Annotated in this window: 28 protein-coding genes and 2 pseudogenes; 13 read left to right on the top strand and 17 right to left on the bottom strand. The window is 68.5% G+C overall.

Annotated elements, in window-relative coordinates; translation table 11 throughout:
- The first annotated feature begins 47 nt into the window (after positions 1-47).
- Positions 48-566: a nuclear transport factor 2 family protein gene (locus GA0070608_RS20450; RefSeq protein WP_091630167.1), complete on the top strand. Its 519-nt coding sequence runs from the start codon at positions 48-50 to the stop codon at positions 564-566.
- Between the two features lie 4 nt (positions 567-570).
- Positions 571-1,440: a TIGR03619 family F420-dependent LLM class oxidoreductase gene (locus tag GA0070608_RS20445; RefSeq protein WP_091630166.1), complete on the top strand. Its 870-nt coding sequence runs from the start codon at positions 571-573 to the stop codon at positions 1,438-1,440.
- 48 nt (positions 1,441-1,488) lie between these two features.
- On the opposite strand, the gene GA0070608_RS20440 is transcribed toward GA0070608_RS20445, so the two are convergent.
- From GA0070608_RS20440 to GA0070608_RS20430, 3 genes are read right to left on the bottom strand one after another with little or no spacing between them, the layout of a single operon-like run.
- A complete protein-coding gene (locus GA0070608_RS20440; protein ID WP_091630165.1) occupies positions 1,489-2,319 on the bottom strand; it encodes an SDR family NAD(P)-dependent oxidoreductase in 831 nt (276 codons plus the stop codon).
- Positions 2,316-2,792: a nuclear transport factor 2 family protein gene (locus GA0070608_RS20435; RefSeq protein ID WP_091630164.1), complete on the bottom strand. Its 477-nt coding sequence runs from the start codon at positions 2,790-2,792 to the stop codon at positions 2,316-2,318. Before GA0070608_RS20435 ends, GA0070608_RS20440 begins: the two co-directional genes overlap by 4 nt.
- Entirely contained in the window at positions 2,789-3,712 is a 924-nt protein-coding gene (locus GA0070608_RS20430) for an NAD-dependent epimerase/dehydratase family protein (RefSeq protein ID WP_091630163.1), read from the bottom strand. The genes GA0070608_RS20435 and GA0070608_RS20430 overlap by 4 nt, the downstream gene beginning before the upstream one ends.
- Positions 3,713-4,054: 342 nt before the next feature.
- Between GA0070608_RS20430 and GA0070608_RS20425 the strand changes: the two genes are divergently transcribed.
- A complete protein-coding gene (locus GA0070608_RS20425; RefSeq protein ID WP_425413238.1) occupies positions 4,055-4,348 on the top strand; it encodes a S8 family serine peptidase in 294 nt (97 codons plus the stop codon).
- Positions 4,349-4,602: 254 nt separating this feature from the next.
- On the opposite strand, the gene GA0070608_RS20420 is transcribed toward GA0070608_RS20425, so the two are convergent.
- Together GA0070608_RS20420 and GA0070608_RS20415 are read right to left on the bottom strand one after the other, a co-directional pair.
- The gene (locus tag GA0070608_RS20420; protein WP_091630162.1) at positions 4,603-5,460 is read right to left on the bottom strand and encodes a hypothetical protein; all 858 of its coding nucleotides are present in this window, start codon (positions 5,458-5,460) and stop codon (positions 4,603-4,605) included.
- Between the two features lie 203 nt (positions 5,461-5,663).
- Entirely contained in the window at positions 5,664-7,085 is a 1,422-nt protein-coding gene (locus tag GA0070608_RS20415) for an aminotransferase-like domain-containing protein (protein WP_091630161.1), read from the bottom strand.
- Between GA0070608_RS20415 and GA0070608_RS20410 the strand changes: the two genes are divergently transcribed.
- Positions 7,084-8,328 carry an aminotransferase class V-fold PLP-dependent enzyme gene (locus tag GA0070608_RS20410; protein WP_091630160.1) on the top strand — a complete coding sequence of 415 codons (1,245 nt, stop codon included), beginning with the start codon at positions 7,084-7,086 and terminating at the stop codon, positions 8,326-8,328. The two genes, GA0070608_RS20415 and GA0070608_RS20410, sit on opposite strands and share 2 nt — an antisense overlap.
- A 5-nt stretch (positions 8,329-8,333) precedes the next feature.
- Complete coding sequence (locus GA0070608_RS20405; RefSeq protein WP_091630159.1) at positions 8,334-9,623, top strand: MFS transporter; 1,290 nt, start codon at positions 8,334-8,336, stop codon at positions 9,621-9,623.
- A 363-nt stretch (positions 9,624-9,986) separates the two neighbouring features.
- Here the strand turns inward: GA0070608_RS20405 and GA0070608_RS20400 are convergent, their stop codons facing one another.
- From GA0070608_RS20400 to GA0070608_RS20390, 3 genes are all read right to left on the bottom strand, one after another.
- Positions 9,987-10,340 (bottom strand): nuclear transport factor 2 family protein, encoded by a 354-nt coding sequence (locus tag GA0070608_RS20400; RefSeq protein WP_091630158.1) that lies wholly within the window; start codon positions 10,338-10,340, stop codon positions 9,987-9,989.
- 280 nt (positions 10,341-10,620) lie between these two features.
- Positions 10,621-10,827 carry a hypothetical protein gene (locus GA0070608_RS20395; RefSeq protein WP_176733774.1) on the bottom strand — a complete coding sequence of 69 codons (207 nt, stop codon included), beginning with the start codon at positions 10,825-10,827 and terminating at the stop codon, positions 10,621-10,623.
- Positions 10,828-11,009: 182 nt separating this feature from the next.
- Entirely contained in the window at positions 11,010-11,384 is a 375-nt protein-coding gene (locus GA0070608_RS20390) for a hypothetical protein (RefSeq protein WP_141719510.1), read from the bottom strand.
- Positions 11,385-11,444: 60 nt separating this feature from the next.
- Between GA0070608_RS20390 and GA0070608_RS20385 the strand changes: the two genes are divergently transcribed.
- A complete protein-coding gene (locus GA0070608_RS20385; protein ID WP_218107534.1) occupies positions 11,445-12,482 on the top strand; it encodes a hypothetical protein in 1,038 nt (345 codons plus the stop codon).
- Positions 12,483-12,811: 329 nt separating this feature from the next.
- Here the strand turns inward: GA0070608_RS20385 and GA0070608_RS33990 are convergent, their stop codons facing one another.
- The 3 genes and pseudogenes from GA0070608_RS33990 to GA0070608_RS20370 all read right to left on the bottom strand — a co-directional run.
- Positions 12,812-12,940: a hypothetical protein gene (locus GA0070608_RS33990; protein WP_281186136.1), complete on the bottom strand. Its 129-nt coding sequence runs from the start codon at positions 12,938-12,940 to the stop codon at positions 12,812-12,814.
- A 146-nt stretch (positions 12,941-13,086) separates the two neighbouring features.
- On the bottom strand, positions 13,087-13,788 hold the full coding sequence (locus GA0070608_RS20375) for a S1 family peptidase (protein ID WP_091630155.1): 702 nt from the start codon (positions 13,786-13,788) through the stop codon (positions 13,087-13,089).
- A 292-nt stretch (positions 13,789-14,080) separates the two neighbouring features.
- A pseudogene (locus tag GA0070608_RS20370) lies at positions 14,081-14,647 on the bottom strand (transposase); the annotation flags it as partial.
- A 20-nt stretch (positions 14,648-14,667) separates the two neighbouring features.
- Here GA0070608_RS20370 and GA0070608_RS20365 point away from each other — a divergent pair.
- Positions 14,668-15,841, top strand: a pseudogene (locus GA0070608_RS20365) (IS3 family transposase).
- A gap of 494 nt (positions 15,842-16,335) precedes the next feature.
- On the opposite strand, the gene GA0070608_RS20355 reads toward GA0070608_RS20365, so the two are convergent.
- Together GA0070608_RS20355 and GA0070608_RS32165 are read right to left on the bottom strand one after the other, a co-directional pair.
- On the bottom strand, positions 16,336-16,815 hold the full coding sequence (locus GA0070608_RS20355) for a hypothetical protein (protein WP_091630154.1): 480 nt from the start codon (positions 16,813-16,815) through the stop codon (positions 16,336-16,338).
- Positions 16,816-16,849: 34 nt separating this feature from the next.
- The gene (locus GA0070608_RS32165; RefSeq protein ID WP_141719509.1) at positions 16,850-17,383 is read right to left on the bottom strand and encodes a hypothetical protein; all 534 of its coding nucleotides are present in this window, start codon (positions 17,381-17,383) and stop codon (positions 16,850-16,852) included.
- Positions 17,384-17,409: 26 nt separating this feature from the next.
- On the opposite strand from GA0070608_RS32165, the gene GA0070608_RS20350 reads away from it, so the two are divergent.
- The gene (locus GA0070608_RS20350) at positions 17,410-17,766 is read left to right on the top strand and encodes a hypothetical protein (protein WP_091630153.1); all 357 of its coding nucleotides are present in this window, start codon (positions 17,410-17,412) and stop codon (positions 17,764-17,766) included.
- A 54-nt stretch (positions 17,767-17,820) separates the two neighbouring features.
- Here GA0070608_RS20350 and GA0070608_RS20345 read toward each other — a convergent pair whose 3' ends face one another.
- Positions 17,821-18,348 (bottom strand): hypothetical protein, encoded by a 528-nt coding sequence (locus GA0070608_RS20345; RefSeq protein ID WP_141719508.1) that lies wholly within the window; start codon positions 18,346-18,348, stop codon positions 17,821-17,823.
- 1,353 nt (positions 18,349-19,701) lie between these two features.
- Here GA0070608_RS20345 and GA0070608_RS20340 point away from each other — a divergent pair.
- The 3 genes from GA0070608_RS20340 (at position 19,702) to GA0070608_RS32730 (ending at position 23,264) form a co-directional block, all read left to right on the top strand.
- On the top strand, positions 19,702-20,388 hold the full coding sequence (locus GA0070608_RS20340; protein ID WP_245715852.1) for a CU044_5270 family protein: 687 nt from the start codon (positions 19,702-19,704) through the stop codon (positions 20,386-20,388).
- A 731-nt stretch (positions 20,389-21,119) separates the two neighbouring features.
- Entirely contained in the window at positions 21,120-22,163 is a 1,044-nt protein-coding gene (locus GA0070608_RS20335) for a helix-turn-helix domain-containing protein (protein ID WP_141719507.1), read from the top strand.
- Between the two features lie 507 nt (positions 22,164-22,670).
- Positions 22,671-23,264 carry a CHAP domain-containing protein gene (locus GA0070608_RS32730; protein ID WP_176733772.1) on the top strand — a complete coding sequence of 198 codons (594 nt, stop codon included), beginning with the start codon at positions 22,671-22,673 and terminating at the stop codon, positions 23,262-23,264.
- A 508-nt stretch (positions 23,265-23,772) separates the two neighbouring features.
- Here GA0070608_RS32730 and GA0070608_RS20325 read toward each other — a convergent pair.
- From GA0070608_RS20325 to GA0070608_RS20315, 3 genes are read right to left on the bottom strand one after another with little or no spacing between them, the layout of a single operon-like run.
- Positions 23,773-24,228, bottom strand: a complete 456-nt coding sequence (locus GA0070608_RS20325; protein WP_176733771.1) for a hypothetical protein — start codon at positions 24,226-24,228, stop codon at positions 23,773-23,775.
- An 11-nt stretch (positions 24,229-24,239) separates the two neighbouring features.
- The gene (locus GA0070608_RS20320) at positions 24,240-24,455 is read right to left on the bottom strand and encodes an Arm DNA-binding domain-containing protein (RefSeq protein ID WP_141719505.1); all 216 of its coding nucleotides are present in this window, start codon (positions 24,453-24,455) and stop codon (positions 24,240-24,242) included.
- A gap of 43 nt (positions 24,456-24,498) precedes the next feature.
- On the bottom strand, positions 24,499-24,873 hold the full coding sequence (locus GA0070608_RS20315) for a hypothetical protein (protein ID WP_218107533.1): 375 nt from the start codon (positions 24,871-24,873) through the stop codon (positions 24,499-24,501).
- Between GA0070608_RS20315 and GA0070608_RS20310 the strand changes: the two genes are divergently transcribed.
- Together GA0070608_RS20310 and GA0070608_RS20305 are read left to right on the top strand one after the other, a co-directional pair.
- Positions 24,872-26,164 (top strand): type IV secretory system conjugative DNA transfer family protein, encoded by a 1,293-nt coding sequence (locus GA0070608_RS20310; protein WP_245715851.1) that lies wholly within the window; start codon positions 24,872-24,874, stop codon positions 26,162-26,164. The genes GA0070608_RS20315 and GA0070608_RS20310 overlap by 2 nt on opposite strands.
- Positions 26,161-26,658, top strand: a complete 498-nt coding sequence (locus tag GA0070608_RS20305) for a DUF4913 domain-containing protein (protein WP_091630147.1) — start codon at positions 26,161-26,163, stop codon at positions 26,656-26,658. The genes GA0070608_RS20310 and GA0070608_RS20305 overlap by 4 nt, the downstream gene beginning before the upstream one ends.
- Positions 26,659-26,672: the final 14 nt, after the last annotated feature.

Genomic DNA, 26,672 nt, shown 5'->3' with positions numbered 1-26,672 from the left:
ACCGGCCCGGATCGGCCCGAGAGGCCCGATCGGAAAGGAACCCCACCATGACCGACTCGCAGCCCGACCGGCTCGCCCTGCTCGAGGCGCGCCTCGAGCAGGCCGAACGGCGCCTCGCCGCCGCCGAGGACCAGCTCGCCCTGTGGCAGATCGTCGCCGGCTACGGCCCCGCCGTGGACAGCGGCTCAGCCGAGGTCACCGCCCAGATGTGGACCGAGGAGGGCGTGTACGACACCTACCCGGTCGTGCTCACCGGCCGGGACGCGCTGCGCGGCATGGTGATCGGCGAGCGGCACCAGGCCCTGATCCACTCCGGCGCCGCCCACCTCATGGGCCTGCCGCACATCGTCGTCGACGGCGACCGGGCCGTCGTGACGAACTACTCGCAGCTCGTGCTCAACGCTCCCGACGAGAACGGCTACCGGATCTGGCGCACCGGCTCCAACCGGTGGGAGTTCACCCGCACCGACGAGGGCTGGAAGGTGACCCACCGCTGGAACCGCCAGCTCGACGGCACCGACGAGGGCCGCGACATTCTCGCCCGCGCCGTCGACTCCGAGGCCTGAGCCCGTGCGTATCGGCCTCAGCGCCCCCGTTCTGGCCGACTCCGGGCCCCGGCCCGCGTGGGAGGCCGAAGCCGGGGTCGCCGAGTTGCGGGAGGTCTTCACGACCGCCGACCGGCTCAGGTTCGAGTTCTTCACCTGCCCGGAGCATGTCAGCGTGCCAGAAGGGCTGGCCCGGGGTGAACGCTTCTACGACCCGGTCGCGACGTTCTCCTACCTCGCGGCGATCACGGAGCGGATCCGCTTCCTGCCATACGTGCTCGTGCTCGGGCTGCACCATCCGCTCGAGCTGGCCAAGCGGTACGGCACCCTCGACCACCTCAGCGGCGGGCGGGTCGTCCTCGGAGTGGGCGTCGGCAACCTCGAGGAGGAGTTCGCGCTGCTCGGACGCCCGTTCGCCGACCGCGGACCACGGGCGGACGACGCCCTGCGGGCCCTGCGGGCGTCGCTGTCGGTGCGGCTCGCGACCTACCACGGGGAGTACTACCACTTCACCGAGCAGGTCATCAGCCCGCACGCGGTCCAGGAGAAGGTCCCGATCTGGGTCGGCGGTCACAGCAAGCGTGCCCTCCGGCGCGCGGTCACCCTGGGCGACGGGTGGGCGCCAGCCCCGGTGACCTATCGCGGTCCGGACCTGCAGACCCTGCCGCGGATGCTCGCCGAGCACGACCTGCCGGAGGGGTTCGACGTCGTCATCACGCCTCCGGCCCGCCTCGACCCGAAGGGCGACCCGGAGGCCGCGCTCGACCTCGTCGGCCGGCTCGGCGAGGCGGGGGCCACCGTGGTCAACCTCGTCGTGCGGCACCGCGAGCTGGCCGAATACCTCGACCAGCTCGCGGCGGCAGCCGAGCTCTTCGGCCTCGACCGCCGCGACTGAGAACGGCCGGGTGCGCCGGGACCCCTGCGTGGGTCCCGGCGCCCGCAGTCAGGCCTCGTTGGGCATGTTCGACCAGCCCTTGCGGTCGACCCGCGCGTACCAGCCCGAGGCGGCCAGGGTCCCTCCGTCGACGGGGATCGTGTGCCCGGTGACGAAGCGGGCGTCGTCACTGGCGAGGAACTCGACGACGGCGGCGTAGTCGTCGGGCTCGCCGAAGCGCCCGACGGGGATCCACGTGCGGACGAGCTCCGGGTCACGTCCGCGCAGCATCGCCGCGGCCGGCGTCTGGGGTGTGTCGGCGAGGTCGGGCGCGATCGCGTTGACCCGCACCCCGAAGCCGGCGACCTCGACGGAGAGGCTCCTGGTGAAAGCGCTGACCCCGGCGTTGTAGGCGGAGTACGGGGCGCACGCCGGGATACCCCGGAAGGCCTCGACGGTCGAGTTGTTGACGATGGCACCACGGCCTCGCTCGACCATGCCGGGCAGCAGCGCATGGGTCATCGCGAGCACGTGCCACAGGTTGATCTCGTAGAGCGCCTGCCACTGCTGCGGGGTCGAGTGCAGGAAGGTCTTGGAGGCCGGGCGGAAGTCGCCGACGTTGTTGACGAGCACGTCGACCCGCCCCGAGTCGAGGGCCGACGCGGCGGCGACCGCGGTGGCGACACCGTCAGCGGTGCGCACGTCGGCGATGACGACCTCGACCTCGCCGCCGGCGCTACGGATGTCGGCGGCGGTGTCGACGGCGGCCTCCCCGTCGATGTCGACGAGGACGACGTGGGCACCCGCGGCGGCGAGGCGGCGGGAGATGCCGCCGCCGATCCCGAGGGCACCGCCGGTGACGACCGCGATCTGGTCCTCGAGCCTGCGGGCGGCGCTCATCTGCCGGTTCCTTCCTCGTCGATCCTGGTCACGGAGACACGGTGGCGTTCGATCCAGTTGATGGTCACCGCGCGACGCGTGAAGGCCCATCCTTCGTCGGTGTGCGCGTACTCGTCGTCGTAGTGCAGGAACCAGACGAGGTCCCAGGGCCCTTCGCGACCGGGCAGCAGGTGGTGGGCCGTGCCGCGGACCCGGCCACGGGCCCCGGTCGACGTCGGCAGGTAGCGTGCCCCGGCCACGACGTGGGTCGTCGCCAGGGTGCCGGCGAGTGCCCCGAGCGCGGCCACGACAGCGGGACGGCCGACGTGGGACACGTGGGGGTCGAGGTGAGCCGGCGGCTCGGGGACGACGAGGACGCCGTCCGGGACGAAGAGCGCGCCGACCGCGGCTGCGTCACGGTCGTCGGCGGCTGCGGCATACGTTTCGGAGAGTACGCGCAGCGCGGTGAGGTCGCCCGCGTCGAGGCTGGTCACGCTGCGGGAGCGGTCGCCGCGCGCACGACCTCGACGAGCTCGGCGACGGCGCGCTCGCAGTCACCGCGGGTGTAGCCGAGCAGTGCGGTCTCGGCCGGATCCGGTTCGTAGGCAAGGACGTTCCCGCGGCCCTGGACGATCATCGAGTCGGGCATGAAGGGGTGCGGCTCGTCGAGCTCGGCGATGGTGCGGTTGCCCCCGGCCGCGTCGACGAGCAGCTGGAAGAACTGCGCGAACGTGAGGTTGGCGTCACCGACGAGGTATGCCGCGCCCGCCGTGCCACGGTCGAGCGCGCCGCCGACCGCCTCGGCCAGGGACCGGACCGACATGTAGTTCGTGCCCCCAGCCGGTGCGTGGTCGGGTATCTGCGGCTCGTTGCCGGCTGCCCAGGACACCATGCGGCGGTAGCGCTTGGCCGTGATGCCGGGGATGGCACCGATGATCGAGGGCGGGTTGAGGGTGCAGACCGTGAAGGAGGCGTCAGCCAGCGCCCGGGCTCCCTCGTCGGCGTCGCGGCGGGCGGCGACGTAGGCGCTGGAGTCGGCCAGGGCGGGTCGCAGGTGGTGGTAGTAGCTGCCGACCTGGACGAAGCGGGAGACACCCGCACTCTTGGCGAGCGCGGCGAAGGCCGGCACTCCCGCGCTCTGGGCCTCCTTCCAGAACTGAGTCTCGTTGACGTCGCGGGGCAGATGGCGCACGTCCTGCCCCGCGGCGAAGACGACCGCGTCGAAGGGGGTCAGGTCCTCCCGGGTGAAGGTCTGGCGGGTGTAGTCCCCACGGAGGACGGGCAGGTCGGCGACGGGCGAGTCCGCATCAACCGCCCCTCGGGCGGCGACGGTGACGTCGTCTCCCCGGTCCCGCAGGTAGCGGGCAGTGTGGGCCCCGATCATGCCGGTTCCACCGACCACGAGCACCTTCATCGTGAGGTCTCCTTGCGTAGCGAGGCGACTCCCTGGCGCGGATCTGGGAGCCAGCATGTCGCCGAGTTTACCAAACAAGCGATAGGTTGGTTAGTGCGAGAGTTCACGAGTCGGACATGGACATCCGGAAAAACCGTGCTCGATTGCTGCGAGCACGTACAGCCGCGCTCCCGCCAGGGCAACCGTCACGAAGACGCCACAGGCCCAACAGGGCGTACGCAGGAAGTCAGCCCACGTGCTGCGGGCACGTTCGGGCGGTGAGCCAGCGGCGAAAGGCGACCTCGGCCGCGTGCCGCTGATCGTCGCTCCGGAGGCCTGGGCCGCCGGAGCGACGACACCGGGGTGAAGGTCACGATGCTGGACACCGGATTCGACGCCGCCCACCCGGCCCTACAGGGCAAGGTGGTGAGGTCGAAGAGCTCCGTGCCGGGTGTGTCGGCGTTGACCGATGGGCACGGGCATGGCACGCACGTGGCGGCCACCGTCGCCGGCACCGGCGGAACGCGTAAGAGTGTCGCTCCGGGTGCGGAACTGATGATCGGCAAGGTGCTCGCCGACGAGGGATTCGGCGGCATGCCCTGGATCATCGACGGGATGGAGCGGGCCGCGACCAACGGCGCCAGGATCGTCAGCTGATCCTGGGCGGCAGGGCTCAGCGACGGTACGGACCCGGGCAGCCACGCGGTCAACCGGCTCACCGCTGAGACCGGGGCACCGCCCGTCATCTCTGTCGGCAATGCTGACGCTACGTAATGTCACCACCGATGTGAGACAGCGCCGAAATCGACACACTCCCAGGACTCGGTCTGCGTGCGGGCGTAACCGGGTCGTCAGCTCGTACCCGGAGATCCTGCCAGCGCTTCTCGGACATCCTTACCAGCGCAGGGTTTTTAAGGCGCGGCCACCACGACCTCGGCGACGTTCCCGCTGTAGCAGGTGGTGGTGGCGATGTTCGGGGCGGAGACCGTGTAGGCACCGTAGACGACGTAAGTTACGCCGGTCTGGAGGTTGCGGCACTGGATCTGCACCCGGTAGCTACCGGTGTCACACTGGATACTGCCCCGACCGTAGTAGCGCTTGATGCCCTCGTGGACCCACTCCATCCACGGTGCGCAGCCGGTGACGCCGGTGCCCGGCGGATCCTGCACGGCATACACCTGCTCCGCGACGTTCCCGCTGTAGCACGTGGTGGTGGCGGTGCTCGGGGCGTTGACGACCTCGGTGCCGTAGACGACGTAGCCCACGCCAGTCTGAGCGTTGCGGCACTGGATCTTCACCCGGTAGCTACCGGTGTCACACTGGACCCTGCCCCGACCGTAATAGTGGCTACTGCCCTCGTGGACCCACTCCATCCACGGTGCGCAGCCGGTGACGCCGGTGCCCGGCGGATCCTGCACGGCATACACCTTCTCCGCGACGTTCCCGCTGTAGCACGTGGTGGTGGCGGTGCTCGGGGCGTTGACGACCTCGGTGCCGTAGACGACGTAGCCCACGCCAGTCTGAGCGTTGCGGCACTGGATCTTCACCTTGTAGCGCCCGGTCGAGCAGGTCACCTTGCCGCGGCCCTGGTAGTAGCTGTTTCCCTCGACGACCCATTCGATCGAGGTGGTGCAACCGGTAGGTGCGGACAGTGTGGACCCGACAGCGAGGGCGGAAGGCTCCGCTGCCGGGGCCGCCGCGGCGGGAGCCGCCAGAGCAGACAGGCCGAGAAGGGCCGCAGCGAGCGTCGCGAGGGTACGCCTGAACATGACAGTCTCCTGATGGCCGTGGGGTCACAGCTTTCGTCGCGGAATAGCCATGCTAGAGAAAGTATCGATGCCCGTCGAGGTTATAGGCCGGGTTGACGCGGATCAGGGCCGAGGCGCGCACGAACGCCACGGCCAAGACTCCGAGAAGGGAGTGGCTGGCCTTCCCCTCGTAGCGTGGAGGCCAGAGCTTGAGGGATAGAGGTTCAGCGGCTGGCTAGACGCGTCGATCTCCCGCGGGCTACCTCGCCCAGCCGACGGGCGCCCTCTGCCAGCTGGGCGAGATCCGCCGCGGCTGCGAACCCCACTCGCATGTACGCGCTGGGTGGTTCGGCTGCGAAGTAGCCGTTACCGGGGCTGACGGCCACCCCGTGTGTTTGCGCGGCGTCGGTTATGTGATGAAGGTCGTTCGAGGGAAGGCGGACCCACAGGTGCAGGCCGCCTGCGGGGATGCGCATGACTGTCCATTCAGGCGTATGACGGGCCAAGCCGGCGGTGAGTGCCGTGCAGCGCTCGCGCAGCGCCGTGGCCAGGCTGCGCAGGTGGCGATCCCAGGCGGGGGCGCTGAGCAGTTCGATGGCGGCTTCCTGTATTGGGCGTGAGATGAAGAAGTCGTCGACGAGCCGGATGGCGCGTAACCGGGCCATCACCGGGCCCCGGGCGATCAGGGCACCGATCCGTAGGCTCGGTGACGCGGGCTTGGTCAGTGACGTCAGGTAGACCACGGTGCCGTCGGCGTCGTCGGCGACCAGCGGACGGGGCACCGCGCCGCCGTGGCCGAGCAGGCGGGCGAAGTCGTCTTCGAGGATGAATGCGCCGGCGGCACGGGCGACGTCGAGGATCTGAGGGCGGCGTTGCGCGGAAAGCACTGCGCCGGTCGGGTTGTGGAAGGTCGGCTGGATGTACAGAAGCCGGGCGCCGCTGGTGGCGAACGCGTCTGCGAGCAGGTCCGGGCGGATACCGTCATCGTCGACAGGGACAGGGACCGGGCGCAGGCCTGCGGCGCGGGCGGCCGCAAGGGCGCCCTGGTATGTGGGCGATTCGACCAGGATCGGGCTGCCCGGCGCGGCGATCGCGCGGAACGCCATCGAAAGGCCGTCCTGCCCGCCACTGGTGATGAGCACGTCGTCAGTGTCGACATCGCCGCCCGCGAACGACGCGAACAGGGCCCGCAGCGTCTCCAGCCCAGCCGTCGGCGCCCGGTCCCACGCGTCGGGCCGCCGCGCCGCCCGGGCAAGGGCGTCGCCAAGTGCCTTGGTCGGCTGCAGCGAGCGGTGCAGATAGCCGCCGGCCATCGTGATCGCGTCGGCAGGCGGTGCGCGGAGCAGATCTGTGACGGTGTGGGCGTCGATGCTGCGGTCGGCGAGCGCCACGGCTTGCCAAGAGGTGTCCGGAGGCGCCCCGAACGCCCGGGAGCTTCGGGCGGCGACAAACGTTCCGCTACCCGGCCGGGTCACGACGGCGCCTTCGGCCGCCAGCACGGCGACGGCACGAGCGACCGACACCGGGCTCGCCGCGTGACGGCGTACCAGGTCGCGGCTGCTCGGTAGCCGATCACCAGGAGTGAGGCGCGCGATCTCCGCCCGCAGGCTCGTGACGAGACGCTCGATAGTGCTACTCTCTGACATGAGAGACAACAATAGCGCTTTCCTGCCGATCGGAGAACCGCTCCTCGACGTCCCGGCGCTACGGGCAGACACTCCCGGCTGCGAGACGGTCATCCACTTCAACAACGCCGGCTGCGGTCTGCTGGCCCGCCCGGTGCACCGGGCGATGGTCGAGCACTTGGACCTGGAGGCGCGCGTCGGCGGCTACGAGGCCTCCGACGCCAGGGCTGTCCAGGTCGGCGACTTCTACGCCGCCGTCGCGGACCTGATCGGTTCCGGACCGGGCAACATCGCGTTCGCCGCCAGCGCCACCGACGCCTACACCCGGGCGCTGTCATCCATCCCGTTCGAGCCCGGCGACGTCATCCTCACCACCCGCAACGACTTCATCTCCAACCAGATCGCCTTCCTGTCACTGCGCAAGCGGTTCGGCATCGAGATCGTGCACGCCGCCGATCATCCCGACGGCAGCGGCGTGGACGTCGACGCGATGGCCGCGCTCATGCGCGCGCGGCGGCCGCGGCTGGTCGCTGCGACACATGTCCCCACCAACTCCGGTCTGGTCCAGCCCGTCGCGGAGATCGGCCACCACTGCCGTGAGCTCGACCTGATGTATCTGGTCGATGCCTGCCAGTCAGTCGGCCAGTACCCGATCAACGTTGACGAGATCGGCTGCGACTTCCTCACCGCGACCTGCCGAAAATTCCTGCGCGGGCCGCGCGGCACCGGCTTTCTCTACGTCAGCGACCGCGCCCTGCGGGCCGGGTACGAGCCGCTGTTCATCGACATGTACGGCGCCCGTTGGACCGGGCCGGACACCTACCGGCCGGTCGACACCGCCGCGCGCTTCGAGGACTGGGAGTTCCCCTACGCCGCCGTCATCGGCAGCGCCGTCGCCACCCGCTATGCCCTCGCGGTCGGCATTGAGCCGATCTCCCGGCGCACGCCCGAGCTGGCCACCCGGTTGCGCGAGCAGCTGGCCCAGATCCCCGGCGTACGCGTGCTCGACCGCGGTCCACGCCCCGCCGCACTGGTCACCTTCGACGTCGCCGGATGGTCACCAAAACCGTTCAAACAGGCCATGGACCACCGCCGGATCAACTCGGCGCTCAGTTACCGGGAGTTCGCCCAGTTCGACTTCGCCGACAAGGACATCACCTGGGCCATGCGCCTGTCACCGCACTACTACAACACCGAGGACGAGGTGGACGCGGTCGCCGGCGCGGTCGCGGAACTCGCCGCCAGTCCTTCGGCCGGCAGGTAGGAGAAATGGCGGCCGTAGACACCACCAGCCAGGCTCCAGCTGCCACGCCGTCGGCAAGCCTGTGGCACAACCGCGACTTCCTCACGTTCTGGCTCGGCGAGACCCTGTCGCTACTCGGCACGCAGGTCACCAACCTCGCCCTACCCCTGATGGCGATCCACGCCTTCAGCGCGACCGATGAGCAGGTCGGAATCCTGCGCTTCCTACAGCTGGCCCCGTACATCGGCCTGGCATTGGTGTTCGGAGTCTGGGTTGACCGCGCCCGCCGACGCAACGTGATGCTCGCCGCCAACCTGACCCGGCTGGCACTGCTCGCGATGGTGCCGATCCTCTACTCGGCGCACGCATTGAACATGGCAGCACTGCTGGTCATCGCGAGCGCGATCGGCGTCGCCTCCGTACTCTTCGACGTGAGCTGGATGTCCTATGTGCCCACCCTTGTCCGCGACCCCAGGCACTACGTCGAGGCCAGCGCCAAGATGGGCGTCAGCTCGTCCGTGGCGGACGTGGCCGGGCCCGGTCTCGCCGGTGTCCTGATCGGCATCCTGACCGCACCCATGGCACTGATCGCCAACGCCGGCTCCTTCCTGGTCTCGGTCGTGTCGCTCCTGCTGATCCGCACCCCCGAACCCCGATCGACGCGGGCGGCGCAGGACCGCCACCTCGGAACCGAGTTACGCGATGGTCTGCGGTGGGTGCTGCACGACCGCATCCTGCGGTGGCTGGCGGCCATCGGGTTCTGCTGCAACTTCTCGATGATCACGGTCTGGACGATGTTCCTGCTGTACGGCACACGGGAGCTGCACCTGAGCTCGACCACACTCGGCGGCATCTTCGCAACGGCATCGATCGGAGGCCTGCTCGGGGCGGTCATCTCCCGGAAGGTGATAGACCGGTTCCCCATCGGCCGGGTCTACCTCATCGCCCAGTCCGCCCTGCTGCTGGGCCCGGCGATGATCGTCACGGCCGCCGGTCCCCGTCCAGTGATGACGGCGATGTTCACCCTGTCCTTCTTCACCACCTACCTGGGACTCGGCGTGGCCGGCGTCATCATCGTCAGCCTTCGTCAGACGCTCACCCCGCAGCCGATGATGGGTCGGATGACCGCAGTCTTCCGAACCCTGCTGTTCGGCGGCGGAGCGCTCGGCGGACTCACCGCGGGCATTCTCGCCGGGGCCATCGGCGCCAGACCCGCGTTGGCAGCCGCGGCCATTGCCTCGGCAGCGGTGGTGATCGCGCTCGCCGCCTCACCGGTCAGCCGGCTGCGCGTCCTCCCTACGGCTGCAGCGCGGTAGCACAACGTTCTCTGCCTGGTGGGCGCCGACGGCCGTGGCAGGCGACGCCCACCAGACAGGCAACCGGTTCCTGCTTCATCCATCTTGCCCTCGGCCATCACGGCGAAGAACGCGAACAGGATCCGGCCGGGGCCTGTGGGGTCGTAGAGGCCGGGCAGGGGTCCGGCGAGCATTTCCAGGATCAGGCCGTGCGCGGTGAGGTGGTCAAGCCCGCGCCCACGGCAGCATCCGCACACCGTTCAAGCGCCACCGCTACCGGCCGAAACTGTCCCACTGGCAGAAGTAAGGTCAACCGCGCTCGTGCACTCCATCCTCGTCCTTCATCACCTCGAGAACCTGGTACACGGCAGTTGAAAAGGCTCACTAGACCGGGACGAGGGTGGCGGCCAACACCCGCCAGTTGCCGTCCTCACGCACCCAAAGTCGGGTGTAGCGCAACCGTGCGGACATAGCGGCACCGCCCTGAACGGCATCCACCGCAGCGACCATGCGAGTCACCCCAGTCTGACCGTCTTCCTGGACGTCGAGCGACTCCTCCACCAGGCTGGTGATTCGCAGTGCACCGGAGCGGTAGCTCTCCAAGTCGTCTTCCTTCGTAAAGACCGTGCCGTCCGGTCCGGCACCCACGACCTGCGGGTGCAGTAGCGCGTCGAGGGACTCGACGTCGGCAGCGCGCTGGGCGGCTTGAAGTTGCCGTTCCGCGGTGAGAAGATCCATCCACCGATCCTCCGCAGCACGCCGCAACAAGACAAGCGGATTCGCTCGCGGCAGAACGGCGACGCCAGCCCGGTAGGACGTTCACGGCACAACCGAACCTCGGCACAACCCTGGTCGGCCCAACTGAGAGGGCCTTCTGCCCTGCTCCGCGGCGCGGAATCATCGGCCCTGTCGAACCTGGACATATGTCGGCGCCACAGGCGGCGGTTCCAGCGCAAGCCTGCGCACGTTGCCCGCGGCAGTTGAAACCGCCAAGGTCCTACCGAAGCCTCCCCTCATGTCACCCCCTGCCCTGCCTCGCTCGCATGTCATTCCTGACCAGCACCACCAGGATGGAAAGGGCTCCTTGGATGAACGTGTCTTCCACGGCAACGGTGACTCGACCGACCTCGATGACCCCGTGGAGCTCCTGCCGGTCGACGTGAAGATCCGCCTGGACGAGGAACGACACATCTCGGTTGTCCGCCACGCGCAAGTCGATCGCCATCGAAGGACGATGACAGGTCGCTTGCGACCCGTGTCCGCACATCGGCAATGCCGAACGTCCGTACCAGCGAGACTCGGCTACCGACGGCGACGGGTGCACCGGCTGCCCACGCGCTCGGTACGGCAGATCCGGTCATTCGGTCGAGGCCTGCCGTTGTACCGCGCGGCTGCCGAACCGCAGCCTCACCGCGGCCGCCCCAACGCTCGCCAGTAGTCGCCGGCCGGGTCCCTCGCGACCAACCAGCGCTCGGCGTCCGCCCGCGGCGGCAGCACGTCGAGCAGCAGCTCGTGCAGCCGGATCGCGCCCGGCGCCCGCTCCAGCACCCAAGCGTCAACCGCCGCGACGGCGGCGACCTCGGCCAGCTCGCGGCGCAGCAGCGCGGTGTGGTCGAGGTCGGTGGCGATCCGCAGGCCGGCGCCCTCGGCGAACACGGAGAACACGACGGTGCGCTCCCCCGCCTCGACGGCGATCGTCGCGTCGAACACCAGCACATCGTCGCCGTCCGGCACGGGCAGCAGACCGGCCGCCGGCACGAGGTAATGCACCGCAAACGTCACCTTCCTATGATCCTCCACCCTGCAAGTGGTCAATCGTCGAGGCTCGACGGACCGCATGATTTGTCGTATCCGGTCGTAGGATCAGCGGCAATGACTCGCACCACGCCCCCGCGGCCGCTGGACATCACGGAGCAGTTCCCCGAGTTGAGGAAGCACTCGGCGACAGCCACGCGGCTGCATCCCAGGCCCGGTACGCCGACGGCCGCCGACAGTTCGGTCGGTGGCCCGCTGCTCTGGCCGGCCGATGAGGCCTGGCCAGTATGCACAGATGGCGATGCCCACTACGTGTTCCGGCTCCGGACGCCGTCGACGGTCCGCGCCAGCCGGAAGATCTACGCGGCGGCGCAGGCCCGTGCCTACGCGACGGGCACTCGTTACGCCCTGACGGACGAGGAGCGGGCGCAGTTGCCGGGCCTCGACTTCTCCGAGCCACACAGCATGGTGAACCAGCCGATCCCGCTGGTCCCGGTGGCGCAGATGTACCGCCGGGACGTTCCCGACTTCGCCGGCCCGGACGGCGTCGATCTGTTGCAGGTGCTGTGGTGCCCGCTGGACCACTCCGAGGAGGGCCACAACCCGCGGGTGCGGCTGTACTGGCGGCGAAGCGCCGACGTCAGCCGGCCCTTGGCCGCGGCTCCCGAACCCCCCGTCGTCAACGACTCCTATCTGCCGACTGCCTGCGTCGTGCACCCGGAACAGATCCGCGAGTACCAGTACGCCGAACTGCTGCCCGAGGAACTCGCCGCCCAGATCACCGTCTGGGAAGAGGAGTCCGGAGAGGAATCCGACGACGATGAGGGAATCGACTATCAGTTCGACCTGTCACTGGCGCCGGGCTGGAAGGTGGGCGGCTTCGCGAACTGGGGACTGGCCGACCCGCGTCCGATGGACTGCACAAAGTGCGGCACCGCGATGACGCTGCTGTTCACCGCCGACTCCAGCGAGTGGCACGGGTCGGGCGGCAGTTGGCGGCCGGTGGAAGATCCGGCGGAGGCCCCGCGCAACCCGACCGATGTCTCCATCGGCCGCAGTTATGCCCTGTACATCTTCCGCTGCCCGGTCTCGTTCGATCACCCACCAGCCACCACCATGCAGTGATCGCTTCAAACGTCGGCAACCGGCACGGCGCACTGCTGTCGGTAGAGCCGTGAGCGCTGGCTATGCCCCGGAGGCCGTGTACGCGGCGAGGATGTAGTTGCGGTGCCGGTCGAGGTTCTTGCGGGCCCGGTCGTAGCGCATGCGGCCGTAGAGTCATCAGGTGGGAGTAACTTCGTATCGGGACGCCCTTCAGCCGATCCACCTTCCGTTGAACCATCAGAACAACGACGACGCCAGATAGGGCCACACCGCTACGTATCAGGTCCGTCGGTACGACGCCTGGTACCGCCACATAACACTCGTTCTGTGCGCCCACGCCTACCTCGCCGTCACCGCTGCCCACGCAAAAAAAAGGGGGCGCCGAATCCGATGACGGCCTCATACCCCTCGCCCTCGGCGAGGTCCGACGTCTCCTGGCACACCTGATCACCATCATCCGACCCTTCGACCACATCCATCGATGGTCACGATGGCGACGCCGACACCAGTACCGCGCCAAAACAGCCCACTACCAGCGAAGACTCCAACTCCACCAGGTGCGGCCGGAGTACTAACGGCGGCGGACCGGCCGGAATCCGGCCGGTCCGCCACTCCACGCGCTCGGTTACACGGTCGCCATGACGTTCAGGATCCAGTCCCGGCTGTCCGGCACGGTCGCCCAGAAGGCGCCGCCGGTGCAGCCGGTGTTGATCGTCGACAGAACACCCACTTGGTACCGCAGGCCGTCCACGAGCTTGAACAGCGGCCCACCTGAGTCGCCGTAGCACATGTCGCCGTTCAAGCCGTCGGTGCGGACAGCCCGGCCGCCGTAATAGTCGGTGTTGCCGTTGATGGCGAGCACGTTCTGGGTCGCCCGGCGGACCACCTCGGCAACCCCGCAGTTCGAGCAGGTCCGGCCCCAACCGAAGGCGTAGGTGGTGGCCCCCACCGTGGTCGTCGCGGTGGGCAGCCGCACCGGCTCGGCGTTCGCCGACCGGTCGAGCTTGAGCATCGCGATGTCGTGGCTGGTGCGCACCCGGGAGGTGCTGACGTTAACCACGCCCCCGCCCGTGTACCACCAGATGCTCTTCACGCGGACGCTGATGTCGCCGTCGGGGATCCGGGTGGAGCCGTTGTAGAGGCAGTGCCGGGCAGTGAGCACCCAGTAGTTGTCGACGATCGACCCGGAGCACTGGAACTGGCCGTTGACTAGTACTGCGGCGAGGCCGTCGGCGTCGCTCTGGTTCTCACCCCCGACGATCGGGGTCGGCGCTGCCGCCGCAGGACCGGCGGCTAGCGGAATGGTGACCAACAGTGCGGCGAGCATGGCGGCGACCCGTGCTATGCGACCAACCCTGGCGCCTCTGCCTTCCCCCGTGGCCCTGAACGCTGCTGTCAACCTGTTCACAAAACCTCCATCGGCCTATATAGACGTCGAACGATCTTGACTGAGTTGTTACTGTTCGCACAACCCCTTTCACTCTGCGCATCTCGCAGCCAACACCCGCCACCTGGCCGAAGGTCGCCAAACGGGCCTCACCGGCTCCCATATACTGGGATACGGCGTCAGGCGCCGCTGGAGGGCGCCTGATTCACGTATTTTGCGAGTGATGATGCCTTCAGGTGTCTCGCCGGGTTGGGGTGGTTTCGTCGGTGACGCGTTTGGTGAGGTTGTCGATCATGGCGATACGGACCATGGTGGCGGAGTTGTCGGGTAGGGCTTCGTAGTCGCGGGCCAGGCGTCGGTGGTGCATGAGCCAGCCGAGGGTGCGTTCGACGACCCACCGTCGTTTGACCACCGAGAATCCCCTGACTTGTGGGGCCGCGCCGGCCGGCGCGCCGACCAGGGCCGCGCCGGCGGCGGCGTCTTTGGTGACGACCTCGACGTCGATGCCGAGGGTGGCGCCGTGTTCGATGACCTTGTTCTTGAAGCCGGCGTCGACCCAGGTCTTGGCCAGGCGTGGATGAGTGGTTTTAGCCTGGTCGAGCAGGTCGATGCCGATGGTGTTGTCGCTGGTGCTGGCGGTGGTGACGACGACCGCGAGGAGCAGGCCGAGGATGTCGGTGAGGATGCCGCGTTTGCGTCCGACGATCTTCTTGCCGGCGTCGATGCCCTGGGTGCTCAGGGGCGCGTTGGTGGGTCTGCTGCACCGATAGGTGACATCTGAGATGGCTTGCCCTGTGGGCGGGCTGGAAGGATGTCGCTGTGCTCAAGCCTTACCCCCGAGAGTTCCGTGATGACGTCGTGCGTGTCGCTCGCGACCGTGAGGCGGGAGTGACGGTCGAGCAGATCGCCAAGGACTTCGGGGTGCACCCGATGACGTTGTTCAAGTGGCTGCGCCAAGCCGACATCGACGCCGGCGCCACCCCCGGGACGGCCAGCACCGAGTCGGCGGAGCTGCGCGAGGCGCGTAGGCGCATCCGGTTGTTGGAGCAGGAGAACGAGGTCCTGCGTCGGGCTGCGGCGTACTTGTCGCAGGCGCATCTGCCGGGAAAAGGCTCTACCCGCTCGTGAGTGAGCTGGCCGCCGACGGGATCCCCGTGGCGGTGACGTGCCGGGTATTGAAGATCGCTCGTCAGCCTTACTACCGGTGGCTTGCCCGCCGTGTCACCGACGCCGAGTTGGCTGAGGCGTATCGGGCGGACGCGTTGTTCGACGCCCACCGCGATGACCCGGAGTTCGGATATCGGTTCCTGGCCGATGAGGCCCGCGCTGCCGGCCAGCCGATGGTCGAGCGCACCGCCTGGAAGATCTACTCCGGTATGGGCTGGTTCAGCGCGTTCAGCAAGAAGAAGCGTCGGGGCAAGGGCGGCAAGGTCGGTCCACCGGTGCATGACGATCTGGTGCGCCGCGACTTCACCGCCCACGGCCCGAACCGGTTGTGGCTGGCCGACATCACCGAACACCGCACCGGCGAGGGCAAGCTCTACCTGTGCGCGATCAAGGACGTGTGGTCCAACCGGATCGTCGGCTACTCCATTGACTCACGCATGAAATCGAGGCTGGCCGTCAACGCCCTGCACAACGCCGTAGCCCGTCGTGGTGACGTAGCCGGCTGCGTGCTGCACACCGACCGCGGGTCGCAAGCCAATTTCGAAGCCGGAAATTCGTCCGTGCCCTCAACCAGCACCACATGACCGGGTCGATGGGCAGAGTCGGCGCCGCCGGCGACAACGCCGCCATGGAATCCTTCTTCGGCCTGCTGCAGAACAACGTCCTTGACCGCCGAACCTGGACGACCCGGCAGCAGCTGAGGACCGCGATCGTGACCTGGGTCGAACGGACCTACCACCGCCGCCGACGCCAACGATCCCTGTCCCGGTTGCCCCCTATCGAGTACGAGACCATCATGACCCCACCAGCCAGTCAGGCTGCGTGACCGAAACTGTCACCTATCGGTGCAGCAGACCCTTCTGACCGTTGTTCCCTGCTGGGTCGCCCTTGTCATAGCCCAGATGGTCGGTGATCTCACCGTCCAGAGCGGCCTCGAGAACCCGCTTGGTCAGCTACTGAAGCAGCCCGCCCTCGCCGGTGAGCTGCAGACCCGCCGCCCGGGCCTGTTCCACCACCTGGGCGACGGCCGGGCCCCAACGGCGTTCAGACCGAGAGCGGCCACCAGACATGCGGCACCGACGGTTCCGAGGAACACAATCGCAGCCAACCGGTCCGAGCCGTCGGCGGCGGCGTTGAGGGCTGCGCTCACCACCATCGTCGCGCCGATGATCCAGTACAGGCCGACGGGGACGAGGACGCTATTGGGCATCGGGCCGTGGTGTAGAGCACCATTCAAGGGCGCATGGTCGCCGACGACGCCACCACGAACACGGGTCGTGTCAGGTAGGCGACAATACTTTTGGTGATCGTTCTCCCGCGTCAGGGCCGCTTGACCTGCTCAAAGTGTGGAGGTGGCTGATCAGCTCCATGGATCGGCTCACCGACCGCCGAGAGCAACTCAATCGGCAACTCCGGATCGCCCTGACCGACGGCGAGTGCAACCCACCGACTTGCACCCGGCGGTCGCCAGACGTACATCTCACCACTGAGCTGACAAAGCTGGTTTATCGGCTCCGACGCTTGGTCCTCACTCCAGAGATAAGACTCGAGATTGATTGTCTGAGGCTCGCCCCAGCGGGCCGTTAGCGCGGTCGCTAATGCTTTGAAAGCGGTACCGATTTCCGCCTGGGCTGCCTCGATGATCTCCTCGCTGCGGTCATCCCAGAAATCCCGGCTGGCCTGCAGGACATACATGTGGAAGCCGGGTCCGCTGGCCTGGCGCCCCTCCCGCGTGTTCTTACCGGGAAAAGATAGCGCGAGCAGGCCATCGATGATCGCGAGCCAGTCTTGCATGAGCATCCCAAAGGGCGATAGAGCCGGCGTGCGTATATCGTCACCGCACTAGTGATCGGGCTGCCGAACAGGAAGGTGTCGAAGTGAAGAGCGATGACCTGAGCCGACTCATGCGGCGTTGAAGAACGAGACGGCGCATCTGCTCCGCCAGCTCGGGGCTCGCCTGGGGCGATGACGTACTGACTCTGGCCTGACGTGGCAGGGCTTCCTGCCGAGCTTCCTCCCTGAGACGCAGGAACGCCAGCCAGCCCAGCGCCGCGCAAAGCATGATCACGGCGAAACCCAGCCAACGCACAGAGCCCGGCAGGTTGGCCACCCAGAAAGCGGCTGCGAGTACCGCCACCCGCGCGACGATGCCCGCCCATCGCCGCCAGTTGCAGGCCGGATCACGAAAGATCGTGTATCCGCGTAGCCACCACCAGCAGCCCACGAGCGTCCCTGCGGTCAGGAGCATCGGCCAGACGACGACGAGCCGGTGAGCCGAGGCCGCGCGAGAATTCGACACAGGCCAATTCTCGCCGGTCAGAGATCGATCGCGCTCCCCAAACGTCCGGATGTCGGTCGCACTCTCCATACACGACGACCGGAAAGGGCAGGCGGATGAGTGTCGACTACGACGAGAACCCGATGACCGACGACGAGCTACAAGACGCGGCCACGCACATCGGCGAACGGTTCGAGGATCACGACACTCGGTTCCTCGCGCTGATGAGCCCGGAGCAGCGCGCGGGGCACCTCCAGGCGCTGCGGATGTTATACGAACACATCGGCAACATCTGGCAGGCCCCGAAGCAGGCCGATGGCCCGCACCCAGTCGAGTTGGGCGGGTACGGCGCCGTCGCTGGACTCCGCGACATGGTCGACGTGCTGATCGGTCACGTGGAGGACGTGCAGCACGTGGCCGGCGACGAGGCGGACAGCTTCCGGGCACGGATGGTCGTCAACCACGTCGACTGACCCACACGCCGCGGGACGCCCCGCCCTACCGAGTCGGGGCGTCCCGATCTCAGATCAGAGGCCAGCCACGGCCGCCTCGATCTTCTTCGCCTGCGACGGCTTCACCTTCCCCGACACCCGCACCAACACCCGGCCCCCGTCGGCGCGGTAGTGGTACTCGGTGCCGAGGATCGGCAGCGACTTCAACGACTCCTGGATGTACTGCGACCGCCGGTCCACGTCAGCCGCTGCCGGGAACACCTCGATCACCAGCCCCCGGTCGATGCCGTACTTCTCCGATTCCAGGTCGCCGCCAGGCAGATCGGCTGATGCCCGCGACAGGTAGCCGTTCGGGCGACCAAGAAGGTTGTTCGGGTCGGTGTCTTCGTCCTGCACTGCCCCGGCGGTGACGCCGACCTTCGCCGCGGTGAGCTTCGCGAGGACCGTCTTCGCGTCCAAGGGGGCGGCGGGCGCTGGTGCAGGGCTGCTCGGGGTGGACGCCGGAGCTGCCGGGGCGGTGGGGCTGCTAGTGGTATCGCCGCCGCAGCCGGCCAGGGTGAGGGCGGCTATGGCGATGACAATGATGCTGTGTCGAGTGCGCATCCGATCGATGGTGCCGCCCGCGGGGTGCGTCCGGGGCCGGCGTGACTGTCGAGTCCCTGACAGATCCACGCCGTGGGCGCGCTACCCCCGGCTGCGGGGCAAAGCCGCTGCCCGAGGGCGAGGTGGTACATCGCCTCGTCGACGCCGGCATCGATTCGTGGGCTCGGGTGCTGTGTCGAGACGAGGTGGTGCCGGTGGTGCCGGACGGCCTGCGCCGGGTGTTTAACCGGGTGCGGGATTCGCCTTCGGGTCGGCGTCGGCCGGTTCCGTTCGGCAGACGGCCGGCCCACCACAAAGGACATGACAAAGAAGACCCGCTGACCATGGAGGTCGCGCCCGGATCCAGTTGGCCGCCGCAAGAAGCCCACCAGTGGTCGGACGGGTCGCCCACACATCGCGCAGCGCAGGATCTGGAGAAGTGGCCCCACCGACCAGACCTCGGCGGGGTGCAGGTCGGTGAAGCCGACCGCGTGGCCCTGGCCTCAGCCCAACTGCAGGTCCGCGCCGTTGAAGAGCCATACCTGAGACGGTTAGCGGCACGGTCTACTCCGCCAGAAACTGGCCGGTTTCCGCCCGGCATCAGCCGCCTCACCACACCACCGGCCGGCGGCGCACCGCAGGCCCAGGCCACGGACGCGGCGAACCGGGCGGCACGAGACTGACCTGACCAAGCGGCGAGGCATGACCGAACCCCTTCCGCCACCGCTCGGCCCGCCCACGCCGCGCTCAGGCCTGCCGGTCAGCGACGAGGTCGCTCATGCTGTTAATGTCGCCGCGCGGGCGGGTGGGCTGGAGCCGCAAGCGCCAGGTGTCGGCCGTGCGGAGGACCCATCTACGGATCATGCCGGCGTCCTCGGCCAACTTGCGAACAGCGCTCTCAGGATTCCAGAGTCATTACACGCACTCCCACCGCAACCACGGGCCCCGCAGAAGCATCTGATCCGTAGTCGAAACCGGGCAAAACATCTCTATCCCAAGCTTAGAGTCCAATAACGTACCGGTTCAGCGGCTCTCCGTCCACACGGAGGGCTTTTCGTTTCCGCTGGTCCAGGCGTTGCACTCGACAGCCCGCCGCAGTCGGTGGCCGGCGGAGCTGCTGCGATGCTGGAACAGTCGCGCCCGTACTGATGAGGTGCCGAACATCCGAGCACCACCGGAGCACCACACGATCAGCTCGCGACAGCGTCAGGCCAGCGAGATCTGCCTCATCCTGGTCCGGATAGCCGCGTAGGTAAAGGGCGGCAGCTCGATGAGGCAGCGCTCGATGTCGCGCCAACGGCTCATCACGACCTCGAGCGTGCCCGCTGCAGTTGCGGCCGGAACGCCACGCTGAACGCCGGCGGACCGGCCGCCATGCACGAGCGAATGATGCCCCACCGGCCGCCGGTCCTGCGGCCACGGCGGATGCTGGTGCTCGCGCCTACGGTGGGCGTGCTGGCCGCCGCGGTCGTGGCCGGGGTGATCGCCCTGCCGTGGGCGCCGGACAGCGCGCCGCTGATCGTGACAGTCGAGCAGGGGGAACACAGTGGCGCGACGCTGTTCCTGAACCAGATGGCCGCAGCGGCCGCCGACAAGCCGGGACCATCGTCCGGCGAGGGCGAGTACGTCTACATCAAGAGCCGGGGTGCGTTCGCCGAGCTGGGTGACGGCCCGGCCCGGCTGCAACCGGTACGCGAGCGGGAGATCTGGATCCCGCGGTACGAGCGAGGTGACGGCCTGCTCCGGCAGCCGTTCGTCGAGTTGCCGATCATCGGTGTGATCCCGGAGCGGGCGATGCTCACGGACGTGACGCCGAACGCGGAGGTCGTCGATCTGCCCAGCGATCCGGACGAGCTGCTGGCGAAGCTTTACCGGGAGCGGGACGAGCGAGGCCGGGGCAACAGCCGCGAGGGCGCGGCGTTCACCGCGATCGGCGACATCCTGCGCGAGTCTCTGGTGCCGCCGCAGACGAGCGCCGCGCTCTACCGGGCCGCAGCGAAGACTCCGGGGGTCGAGGTGGTCCGTGGGGAGTCACCGACGCGGCCGACCGGCGAGGGATAGCCGTCGCGCACACCGAACTGAACCGGCGCGAGGAGTGGATCTTCGATGAACGGACGTATGAATACCTCGGTGAGCGCAGTTATCTCATGGCGGACACCGCCGACGGGCCGGCCGGGACGGTCCTGGGCACGATCGCGGTGCTGCAACGGGCCGTCGTGTCGAAGCTCGGACAGCGCCCGGAGAGGTAGCCGGAGCACCTGGGTCCGGCCGACAGCCAGCAAATAGGCTCAGGGGAGATAGCCAGCCGGCTATCTCCCCTACTCAAGAAGGTGCGCCCGAAGGGACTCGAACAGCCACGGAGCAGCCTGGGCGGCCCTCGTCGAGGGGCACTCGGTTACCGCACACGAGCGGGCCCGGCGTGGCCGCCGGGCCCGCCGACCTCGACGACCGCACCGAGCCGCCGCCGTTTCCAGTTGATCACCTTTGTCAAGGATTGGTCCTTCCTCGTCAGAACATCCAGGGTGGTAGACGCGCGGGGACGCGGCGGCACAACAGAAACTCGACCAGGTCACTGAGCGAAACAAGGCGACGCCGCTGCGCGACGAGGTGTAGAGGCAGGCAGGGTGACCCCTTCCGTGATCACCTCGCCGCCACACGAGATGCGGTGTGCCGCCGATGCCGATCAAGGGCTCCGCTGAGGGTCGGGCGGGGTCGCCTGCCCTAGATTCAGCCGGAACCACGGGGTCAGTTTTCAGGCGGAGCCGACAACGGCGCGCCGAAAGGGGAGTGTGATGCCGAATCAGCCGACCGAGCTGCAGCCTGAGACAGCTCGAACGCCGGGCGAGTATGTGGCTCAGCTACGCCGGCTTCGGACGCTGTCGGGCTTGACCTACCGGGAGATCGCCGACCGGGCCGACACCGCGGGCGAGGTCCTGCCCGCCAGCACACTGGCCGCCATGCTGGGACGCGCCACCCTGCCGCGGGAGCAGGCGGTCGCGGCGCTGATCCGGGCCTGCGGGCTCGGGCCGGACGAGGTGGCGCGATGGCTCGACGCTCGACGTCGACTCGCTGTGAGCGAGGCGGGGGACAGCGACGCGTCCATGGCGTACGCCGAGTCTGACGGCTTGGCCGAGGAAACCAGGCCGGCTTGCTCCGCCACCGATCCGGAGGCTGCCGATGCGCCGGTGGAACCGACGCAGGTTGGCACCCGGGTCGCGAGTGGGCGACCGCGACGTGGTTGGCTCACGCCTGCGGCCCTGGGCTTCGTTGCCGGTGCCGCGGTCGCCACCGTAACGGCGGTGGTACTGCTGCCTGTTGGCAGTCCACCCGACTCGCATCAGGTCCCGAACCCGCGCACTTCGGCAAACGGCGATGCTTCGGTATGGCAGCCTGCCGAGCCCGCCCCCGGACCGTACCGGCTGCGGCTGGCGCACACCGGTCTGTGCGTGTCCGAACGTCCCGACTCCGATCTCGGTCACCTATTCCAGACTGCCTGTGCCGCCGCGATGCCCTCCATGACGCTCACGACCGAGGGCGACCGGGTATTCCGTATCCGCACCGACCATCCGCGGTTCGGAGCGGGCTGCATGGGCGTCGACCAGGCCACCAGGGACGTCAACGGGGTCGTCGCGGACAGCTTCTGCGACACCGGCGGCGGGCAAGACTTCCGCTTCGAACCGGTTACCGTCCCGGCCTTGGGGTACCGCATCCGGCCGGTCCACAGTGACATGTGCCTCGGCGTCGCCAACAGCGCCACCAACGACTGGGCACCGGTCCGCCAGCTCGCCTGCGATGCCAACGCCTCCGGTCAGATCTTCCTGCTCGACCCTGTCTGAAGCCACAGCACTTCGCCTGACCTGGCTGGCCGGGTCCGTCTCGAACGGTTCGGATCTGTTCGGAACACGGGCGGGGCCTACCGTTCGCCCAGGGACAACCGGTACAGGTAATCAGCAGCGGACGCGCATGATCGGCTGCAGCCCTGGTGGGCCGCATCGGCGTCGGCAGGCGACATGAACCCGGAGGGGGCAGCGGACAGATGGATGCGAGCAATGCTTCGTCGAGATCGTCGTGGACGTAATCGCCTGTACCACCGCAGCGCGTGGACGAAGAAGTCCCAGATCCAATCCCCGGACCGATCGCTGCCCTTGGACGAAGAACCGCTTAGTCGTGCCCGCGTTCGGCCCGCCGAACGCGTAAGTGGCGGAGCAGTCGACGTACCAGTTGCCGAGCCCGCGGGACGGCAGCCGCACCGCTTTTACACCTTTTCGATGCAGCATTTATGTACCTACGAGTCAACCAGCAGCCTCCTTGCAAAAACCCCGACCGAGTCATACGCTCCCCCAATGACCGACACCGATATCTCGCGACGCAGGCTACTGCTCGCGGCAGCAGCGGGCCTAACTGCCCCGCTACTGCTGGAAACACCCTCATTCGCCGACGCAAACAACATCCGCCGCCTGATCTCCAACACGGCCGAAAGCGAAGTCGGATCAGTCGAGACCGGAAACAACAACTACCCCCTCCGCTACAAACTCAACGGCAACATCGTACGGCCAGCCGAATGGTGCGGCGTCTTCGTGAACTACTGTTGGGTCATCGGCGGAGCCACCAAGAAGCCGAGCATGAAGGGTTCCGGAACCGCTCAGGGACACTGGGCCACCTATTGGAAGTCCTGGGCAAACAAAAACGGCCGCTGGACGGGTCTGTCGGGCACCCCGGCCATCGGCGACGCCGTCGTCTACGGCCACTATGCCGACTCCGGACACATCGGAATTGTCGTCGGCGTACGTGGCTCTGGCTCCAGCCGCGAAATCATGACCGTCGAGGGCAACGTCAGCAACAAGGTGACTGCGTTCGGCTGGCGCAAGCCCAGCTCCATGTATGTCACCCGCGACGGCGTCAAGCGTTACGTCTCCGGCTACGTACGCCCGGTCTAGCCGATTCTGAAACTCTGAGGGCCTTGTGGGCCCCTGACTGATCACGGAAACAGCCCTTGGTCGATGATCTTTTTATCTAGAAGAGCATCGATAGCCAAGGCTTCTGGTGAAAAGAGTGCGTGACCATCGCACCTGACGGGCCTGTCGGCGACAGGCCCGTCAGGTGTACGACATCAGGAGGTCACGCGTTGACCAGTACCAGAAGCCAGCGCTGTGAGTGGTCGCGCCCGGTGTGGAGGTCGATCATCTACCAGTGGGGTAGCGGTCGGCGGACCGCGCCGAGTAGACCAGGGCGTCAGATTGCCCAGCGGCTGGGCGACACCCACCTCGTCGCCGGCCTCCTCCTGCCGCAGCACGCCGAGGATCTGCCGGAGGTCGGCCATGGCGTCACCCGCCGTGGATCTCAGGAGGGCCACGTTCTCGCCCCACTGGGCTCCGGTGGCCGAGTTCAGGGTGCCCGCGTACAGGGAGATCAGGGGGAGCCGGTGGCCCAGGGGGGGCGTGCAGGTCACGGGCGATCCGGTTGCGTTCCCGGGTCCGGGCCTGGCGTGCCACCGACACCTGCTGGTCGTGGAGTTGGATCGTCGCGCACCGCCTCCAGGAACCGCGTCAGATTGTCCAGATCCCACACCGCGACCCGTGAACGCACGCCGGTCTCCCGCCACACCGCCTCATGCTCGTCGTCCCAGACCACCGCATGCGGGCGTGCCCCATTCGGCAGCCGCAGATTCCGGGCAGGGTTGTGACCGACGATGCCCTGCCGCCTCGCCTCCGACAACGCGCTGCGCAGCACCGCGCGGATCCGGCTCACGCTTCCCGGTGAGATCAGCCGGCCACCGCGCACAACCTGACGGCAGACCGCGTCCATCGCCCGCTGAACGGTCCTCGTGCGCAGCTTGCTCAACCGGAAGCGGCCCAGGTGCGGGATCAGGTACCTGTCCACGATGCTGCGGTAGTTGAGCACCGTCGTGGGCCTCAACCGGCCTTCAACTCCGACAACCAGAAGTGCAGCCAGCGCCGCACCGTCCACGTCCGCGCCACCGCCTCCGGCCCCGGCAACCCGGTCAACTCCAGGCAGGCCCGTTCCGCCTCGCCCAAGGTGGCGAACCCGCCCCGACGGACCCGGTCACGACCGCCGTCAACAGCGGCGGTCTGCAACGAGAAGTACCAGCGCCCGTGGCTGAGGTCCACCAGACGCTCGCAACGAGCGCCGAACTGCTTACCCGTCTCCTCGTCACGGCAGCCACACCGCCGGTACACCCGCCCCGGCCCATCCGAGCTGCCCGTGGCGGCGTTGAACATGGCCGCGGTCGGCGAACGAGGGCCGGAACTTCGAGAAGTACAACCGTGGCTGCTCCTCGCCCAGGTCTGTGCGGTACACCCAGCCCGCGGGGTTGAGGTAGCAGCGCAGGACCAGCCAGCGCCGCGTGCCATCCGTCGTCGCCGTCGTCGCCAACCGGTGCAGCCATCCCCCCGGATCCTCGGCGAAGTGAACTGCTACGTCCGGGTCCAACTTGTAGAGGCCGCTGAACACGTTGTCGAAGTCGAGGTAGAGCGCCGCCCACACCGTCGCCGGCGGAATGCCGCTGCGCCAGTCCTGGGAGGACATGGCCGTCGACATCTGGGGCCCGCGCACCGGCAAGACCACCTGCCGGGCGATCCCCGCCATCGTCGCCGCCCCCGGCCCGACCCTGGTCACCAGCGTCAAGGGCGACATCGTCGACGCCACCCGCGACATCCGCGCCACGCGAGGGCAGGTGTGGGCGTTCGACCCGCAGCACATCCTCGGGCCCGAGCAGGGCATGTGGTGGAACCCGCTGCGTGCCGTGGCCACCATCACCGACGCCCGGCGCCTTGGCGAGCACTTCGCCTCCGCTGAGCGTGAGCCCGGCGTCAGCCGCGACGCTTTCTTCGACTCCTCCAGCGAGGAGCTGGTGGCGAACCTGCTCCTCGCGGCTGCCGTGTCCGGCCGGGACATCCTCGCCGCGTGCCGGTGGGCCGTCAGCCCCCGCGACGACGAACCGGCCGAGCTGCTGCGCGAGCACGGCTACGACTTGCCCGCCGACGCGGTCGCCGGGGTGGTCAACATGCCCGACAAGACGAGAGGCGGCATCTACGCCGGCGCGCAGAAGATGCTCATGTGCCTCACCGAACCGACCGTCACCGCCTGGGTCACCCCACCCACGCGCGGCGGGGTCCTCGAGTTCGACCCGGCCGCCTTCGTCGCCTCCACCGACGTGCTGTACCTGCTGTCCCAGAGCGGACCCGGCTCCCCCGCCCCGCTGGTCGCCGCCCTCACCGACGCCGTCCTGCGTGCCGGCGAGCTGCGGGCCCGCACCTGCCCCGGCCGGCGCCTGGATCCGCCGCTGCTGAGCGTCCTCGACGAGGCTGCGAACATCTGCCGGCTACGCCAGCTCCCGGCCCTCTACTCCTTCTACGGCTCCCACGGCCTGCCCATCATCACGATCCTCCAGTCCTACCCCCAGGGCGTCGACGTGTGGGGACGCGAGGGCATGCGCAAGCTGTGGTCCGCGGCGAACGTCCGCACCTACGGCGGCGGCGTCGCCGACCCCGACTGGCTGGAGGAACTGTCCAAGCTCATCGGTGAGCACGACGTCACGACCAGGTCGACGAGCAGCAGCGGATCCGGGTGGGGCCAGCGGTCGGTCTCGCACGCCACCCGCCGCCAGCGCATCCTCGACGTCGCCGATCTGCACGCCCTGCCCCGGGGCCGGATGGTCGTCTACGCCTCCGGCGCCCCGCCCGCGCTCGCCCGCACCGCCCCCTGGCAGACCGGCCCCTACGCGGCGGCGATCCGCGTGTCGATCGCCCGCTGGGATCCCCACGAGCGCACCGACTGGGCCCTCACCACCGACGCCCCGCCGGAGCCGACCTCATGACCCTGCCCCAGCCCGGACCGGCCGGCGACCCGGTTGCCGACCTCAGTGCCCTGCTCGGCCAACTCGCCGGCGACCCGAGCGACACTGCGCCGCCGGCCGCGACGCCGGCCACCGAGCCCACTGAGGCGGAGCCGGTCTACCGCAACGTCGAGGCGTTCGTCGGGGACTACCTCGCCCACGTCGTCGAGCGGCGCCTCGCCTCCGGGCCAACCTCCGGGGTGAACTGGTGCCCCCGCTGGTGGGCGCACCCCGAGGCGATCTCCCGCCTGTACGCCCTCTGGCGAGCCTGGGAAACGCTACGGGTCAGCGACCCACAGACCGGAACGAGCATCTGGTGGCGCGACCACCTAGACCCGCACCTCGCCGCGCTGGCTGCCGAGTACGGGCCGTTCAGCCGCTGTGGCCCGGACAAACACACCGAGCCCAAACCTCTGCCCGTCGAGCCGGCACCATCAGAGGTGCTCGCACAGTTCCTCGACGCTGGCAGCTCCTGACTCCACGTCATCAG

Origin of the sequence: Micromonospora peucetia, assembly GCF_900091625.1 — a bacterium.
In the GTDB taxonomy this organism is placed as follows: Bacteria; Actinomycetota; Actinomycetes; order Mycobacteriales; family Micromonosporaceae; genus Micromonospora; species Micromonospora peucetia.
Note: the sequence above shows the minus strand (reverse complement) of the source record. Positions and strands in the feature narration are given on the sequence as shown.

What these genes read in the sequence shown, in the direction of transcription:
- GA0070608_RS20450 (WP_091630167.1), top strand. Translation starts at nt 48, where the DNA reads ATGACCGACTCGCAGCCCGACCGGCTCGCCCTGCTCGAGGCGCGCCTC.
- GA0070608_RS20440 (WP_091630165.1), bottom strand. Translation starts at nt 2,319, where the DNA reads ATGAGCGCCGCCCGCAGGCTCGAGGACCAGATCGCGGTCGTCACCGGC.
- GA0070608_RS20430 (WP_091630163.1), bottom strand. Translation starts at nt 3,712, where the DNA reads ATGAAGGTGCTCGTGGTCGGTGGAACCGGCATGATCGGGGCCCACACT.
- GA0070608_RS20420 (WP_091630162.1), bottom strand. Translation starts at nt 5,460, where the DNA reads ATGTTCAGGCGTACCCTCGCGACGCTCGCTGCGGCCCTTCTCGGCCTG.
- GA0070608_RS20410 (WP_091630160.1), top strand. Translation starts at nt 7,084, where the DNA reads ATGAGAGACAACAATAGCGCTTTCCTGCCGATCGGAGAACCGCTCCTC.
- GA0070608_RS20415 (WP_091630161.1), bottom strand. Translation starts at nt 7,085, where the DNA reads ATGTCAGAGAGTAGCACTATCGAGCGTCTCGTCACGAGCCTGCGGGCG.
- GA0070608_RS20405 (WP_091630159.1), top strand. Translation starts at nt 8,334, where the DNA reads ATGGCGGCCGTAGACACCACCAGCCAGGCTCCAGCTGCCACGCCGTCG.
- GA0070608_RS20400 (WP_091630158.1), bottom strand. Translation starts at nt 10,340, where the DNA reads ATGGATCTTCTCACCGCGGAACGGCAACTTCAAGCCGCCCAGCGCGCT.
- GA0070608_RS20395 (WP_176733774.1), bottom strand. Translation starts at nt 10,827, where the DNA reads ATGGCGATCGACTTGCGCGTGGCGGACAACCGAGATGTGTCGTTCCTC.
- GA0070608_RS33990 (WP_281186136.1), bottom strand. Translation starts at nt 12,940, where the DNA reads ATGGATGTGGTCGAAGGGTCGGATGATGGTGATCAGGTGTGCCAGGAG.
- GA0070608_RS20375 (WP_091630155.1), bottom strand. Translation starts at nt 13,788, where the DNA reads ATGCTCGCCGCACTGTTGGTCACCATTCCGCTAGCCGCCGGTCCTGCG.
- GA0070608_RS20355 (WP_091630154.1), bottom strand. Translation starts at nt 16,815, where the DNA reads ATGCTCATGCAAGACTGGCTCGCGATCATCGATGGCCTGCTCGCGCTA.
- GA0070608_RS32165 (WP_141719509.1), bottom strand. Translation starts at nt 17,383, where the DNA reads ATGGAGAGTGCGACCGACATCCGGACGTTTGGGGAGCGCGATCGATCT.
- GA0070608_RS20350 (WP_091630153.1), top strand. Translation starts at nt 17,410, where the DNA reads ATGAGTGTCGACTACGACGAGAACCCGATGACCGACGACGAGCTACAA.
- GA0070608_RS20345 (WP_141719508.1), bottom strand. Translation starts at nt 18,348, where the DNA reads ATGCGCACTCGACACAGCATCATTGTCATCGCCATAGCCGCCCTCACC.
- GA0070608_RS20340 (WP_245715852.1), top strand. Translation starts at nt 19,702, where the DNA reads ATGCACGAGCGAATGATGCCCCACCGGCCGCCGGTCCTGCGGCCACGG.
- GA0070608_RS20335 (WP_141719507.1), top strand. Translation starts at nt 21,120, where the DNA reads ATGCCGAATCAGCCGACCGAGCTGCAGCCTGAGACAGCTCGAACGCCG.
- GA0070608_RS32730 (WP_176733772.1), top strand. Translation starts at nt 22,671, where the DNA reads ATGACCGACACCGATATCTCGCGACGCAGGCTACTGCTCGCGGCAGCA.
- GA0070608_RS20310 (WP_245715851.1), top strand. Translation starts at nt 24,872, where the DNA reads ATGGCCGTCGACATCTGGGGCCCGCGCACCGGCAAGACCACCTGCCGG.
- GA0070608_RS20315 (WP_218107533.1), bottom strand. Translation starts at nt 24,873, where the DNA reads ATGTCCTCCCAGGACTGGCGCAGCGGCATTCCGCCGGCGACGGTGTGG.
- GA0070608_RS20305 (WP_091630147.1), top strand. Translation starts at nt 26,161, where the DNA reads ATGACCCTGCCCCAGCCCGGACCGGCCGGCGACCCGGTTGCCGACCTC.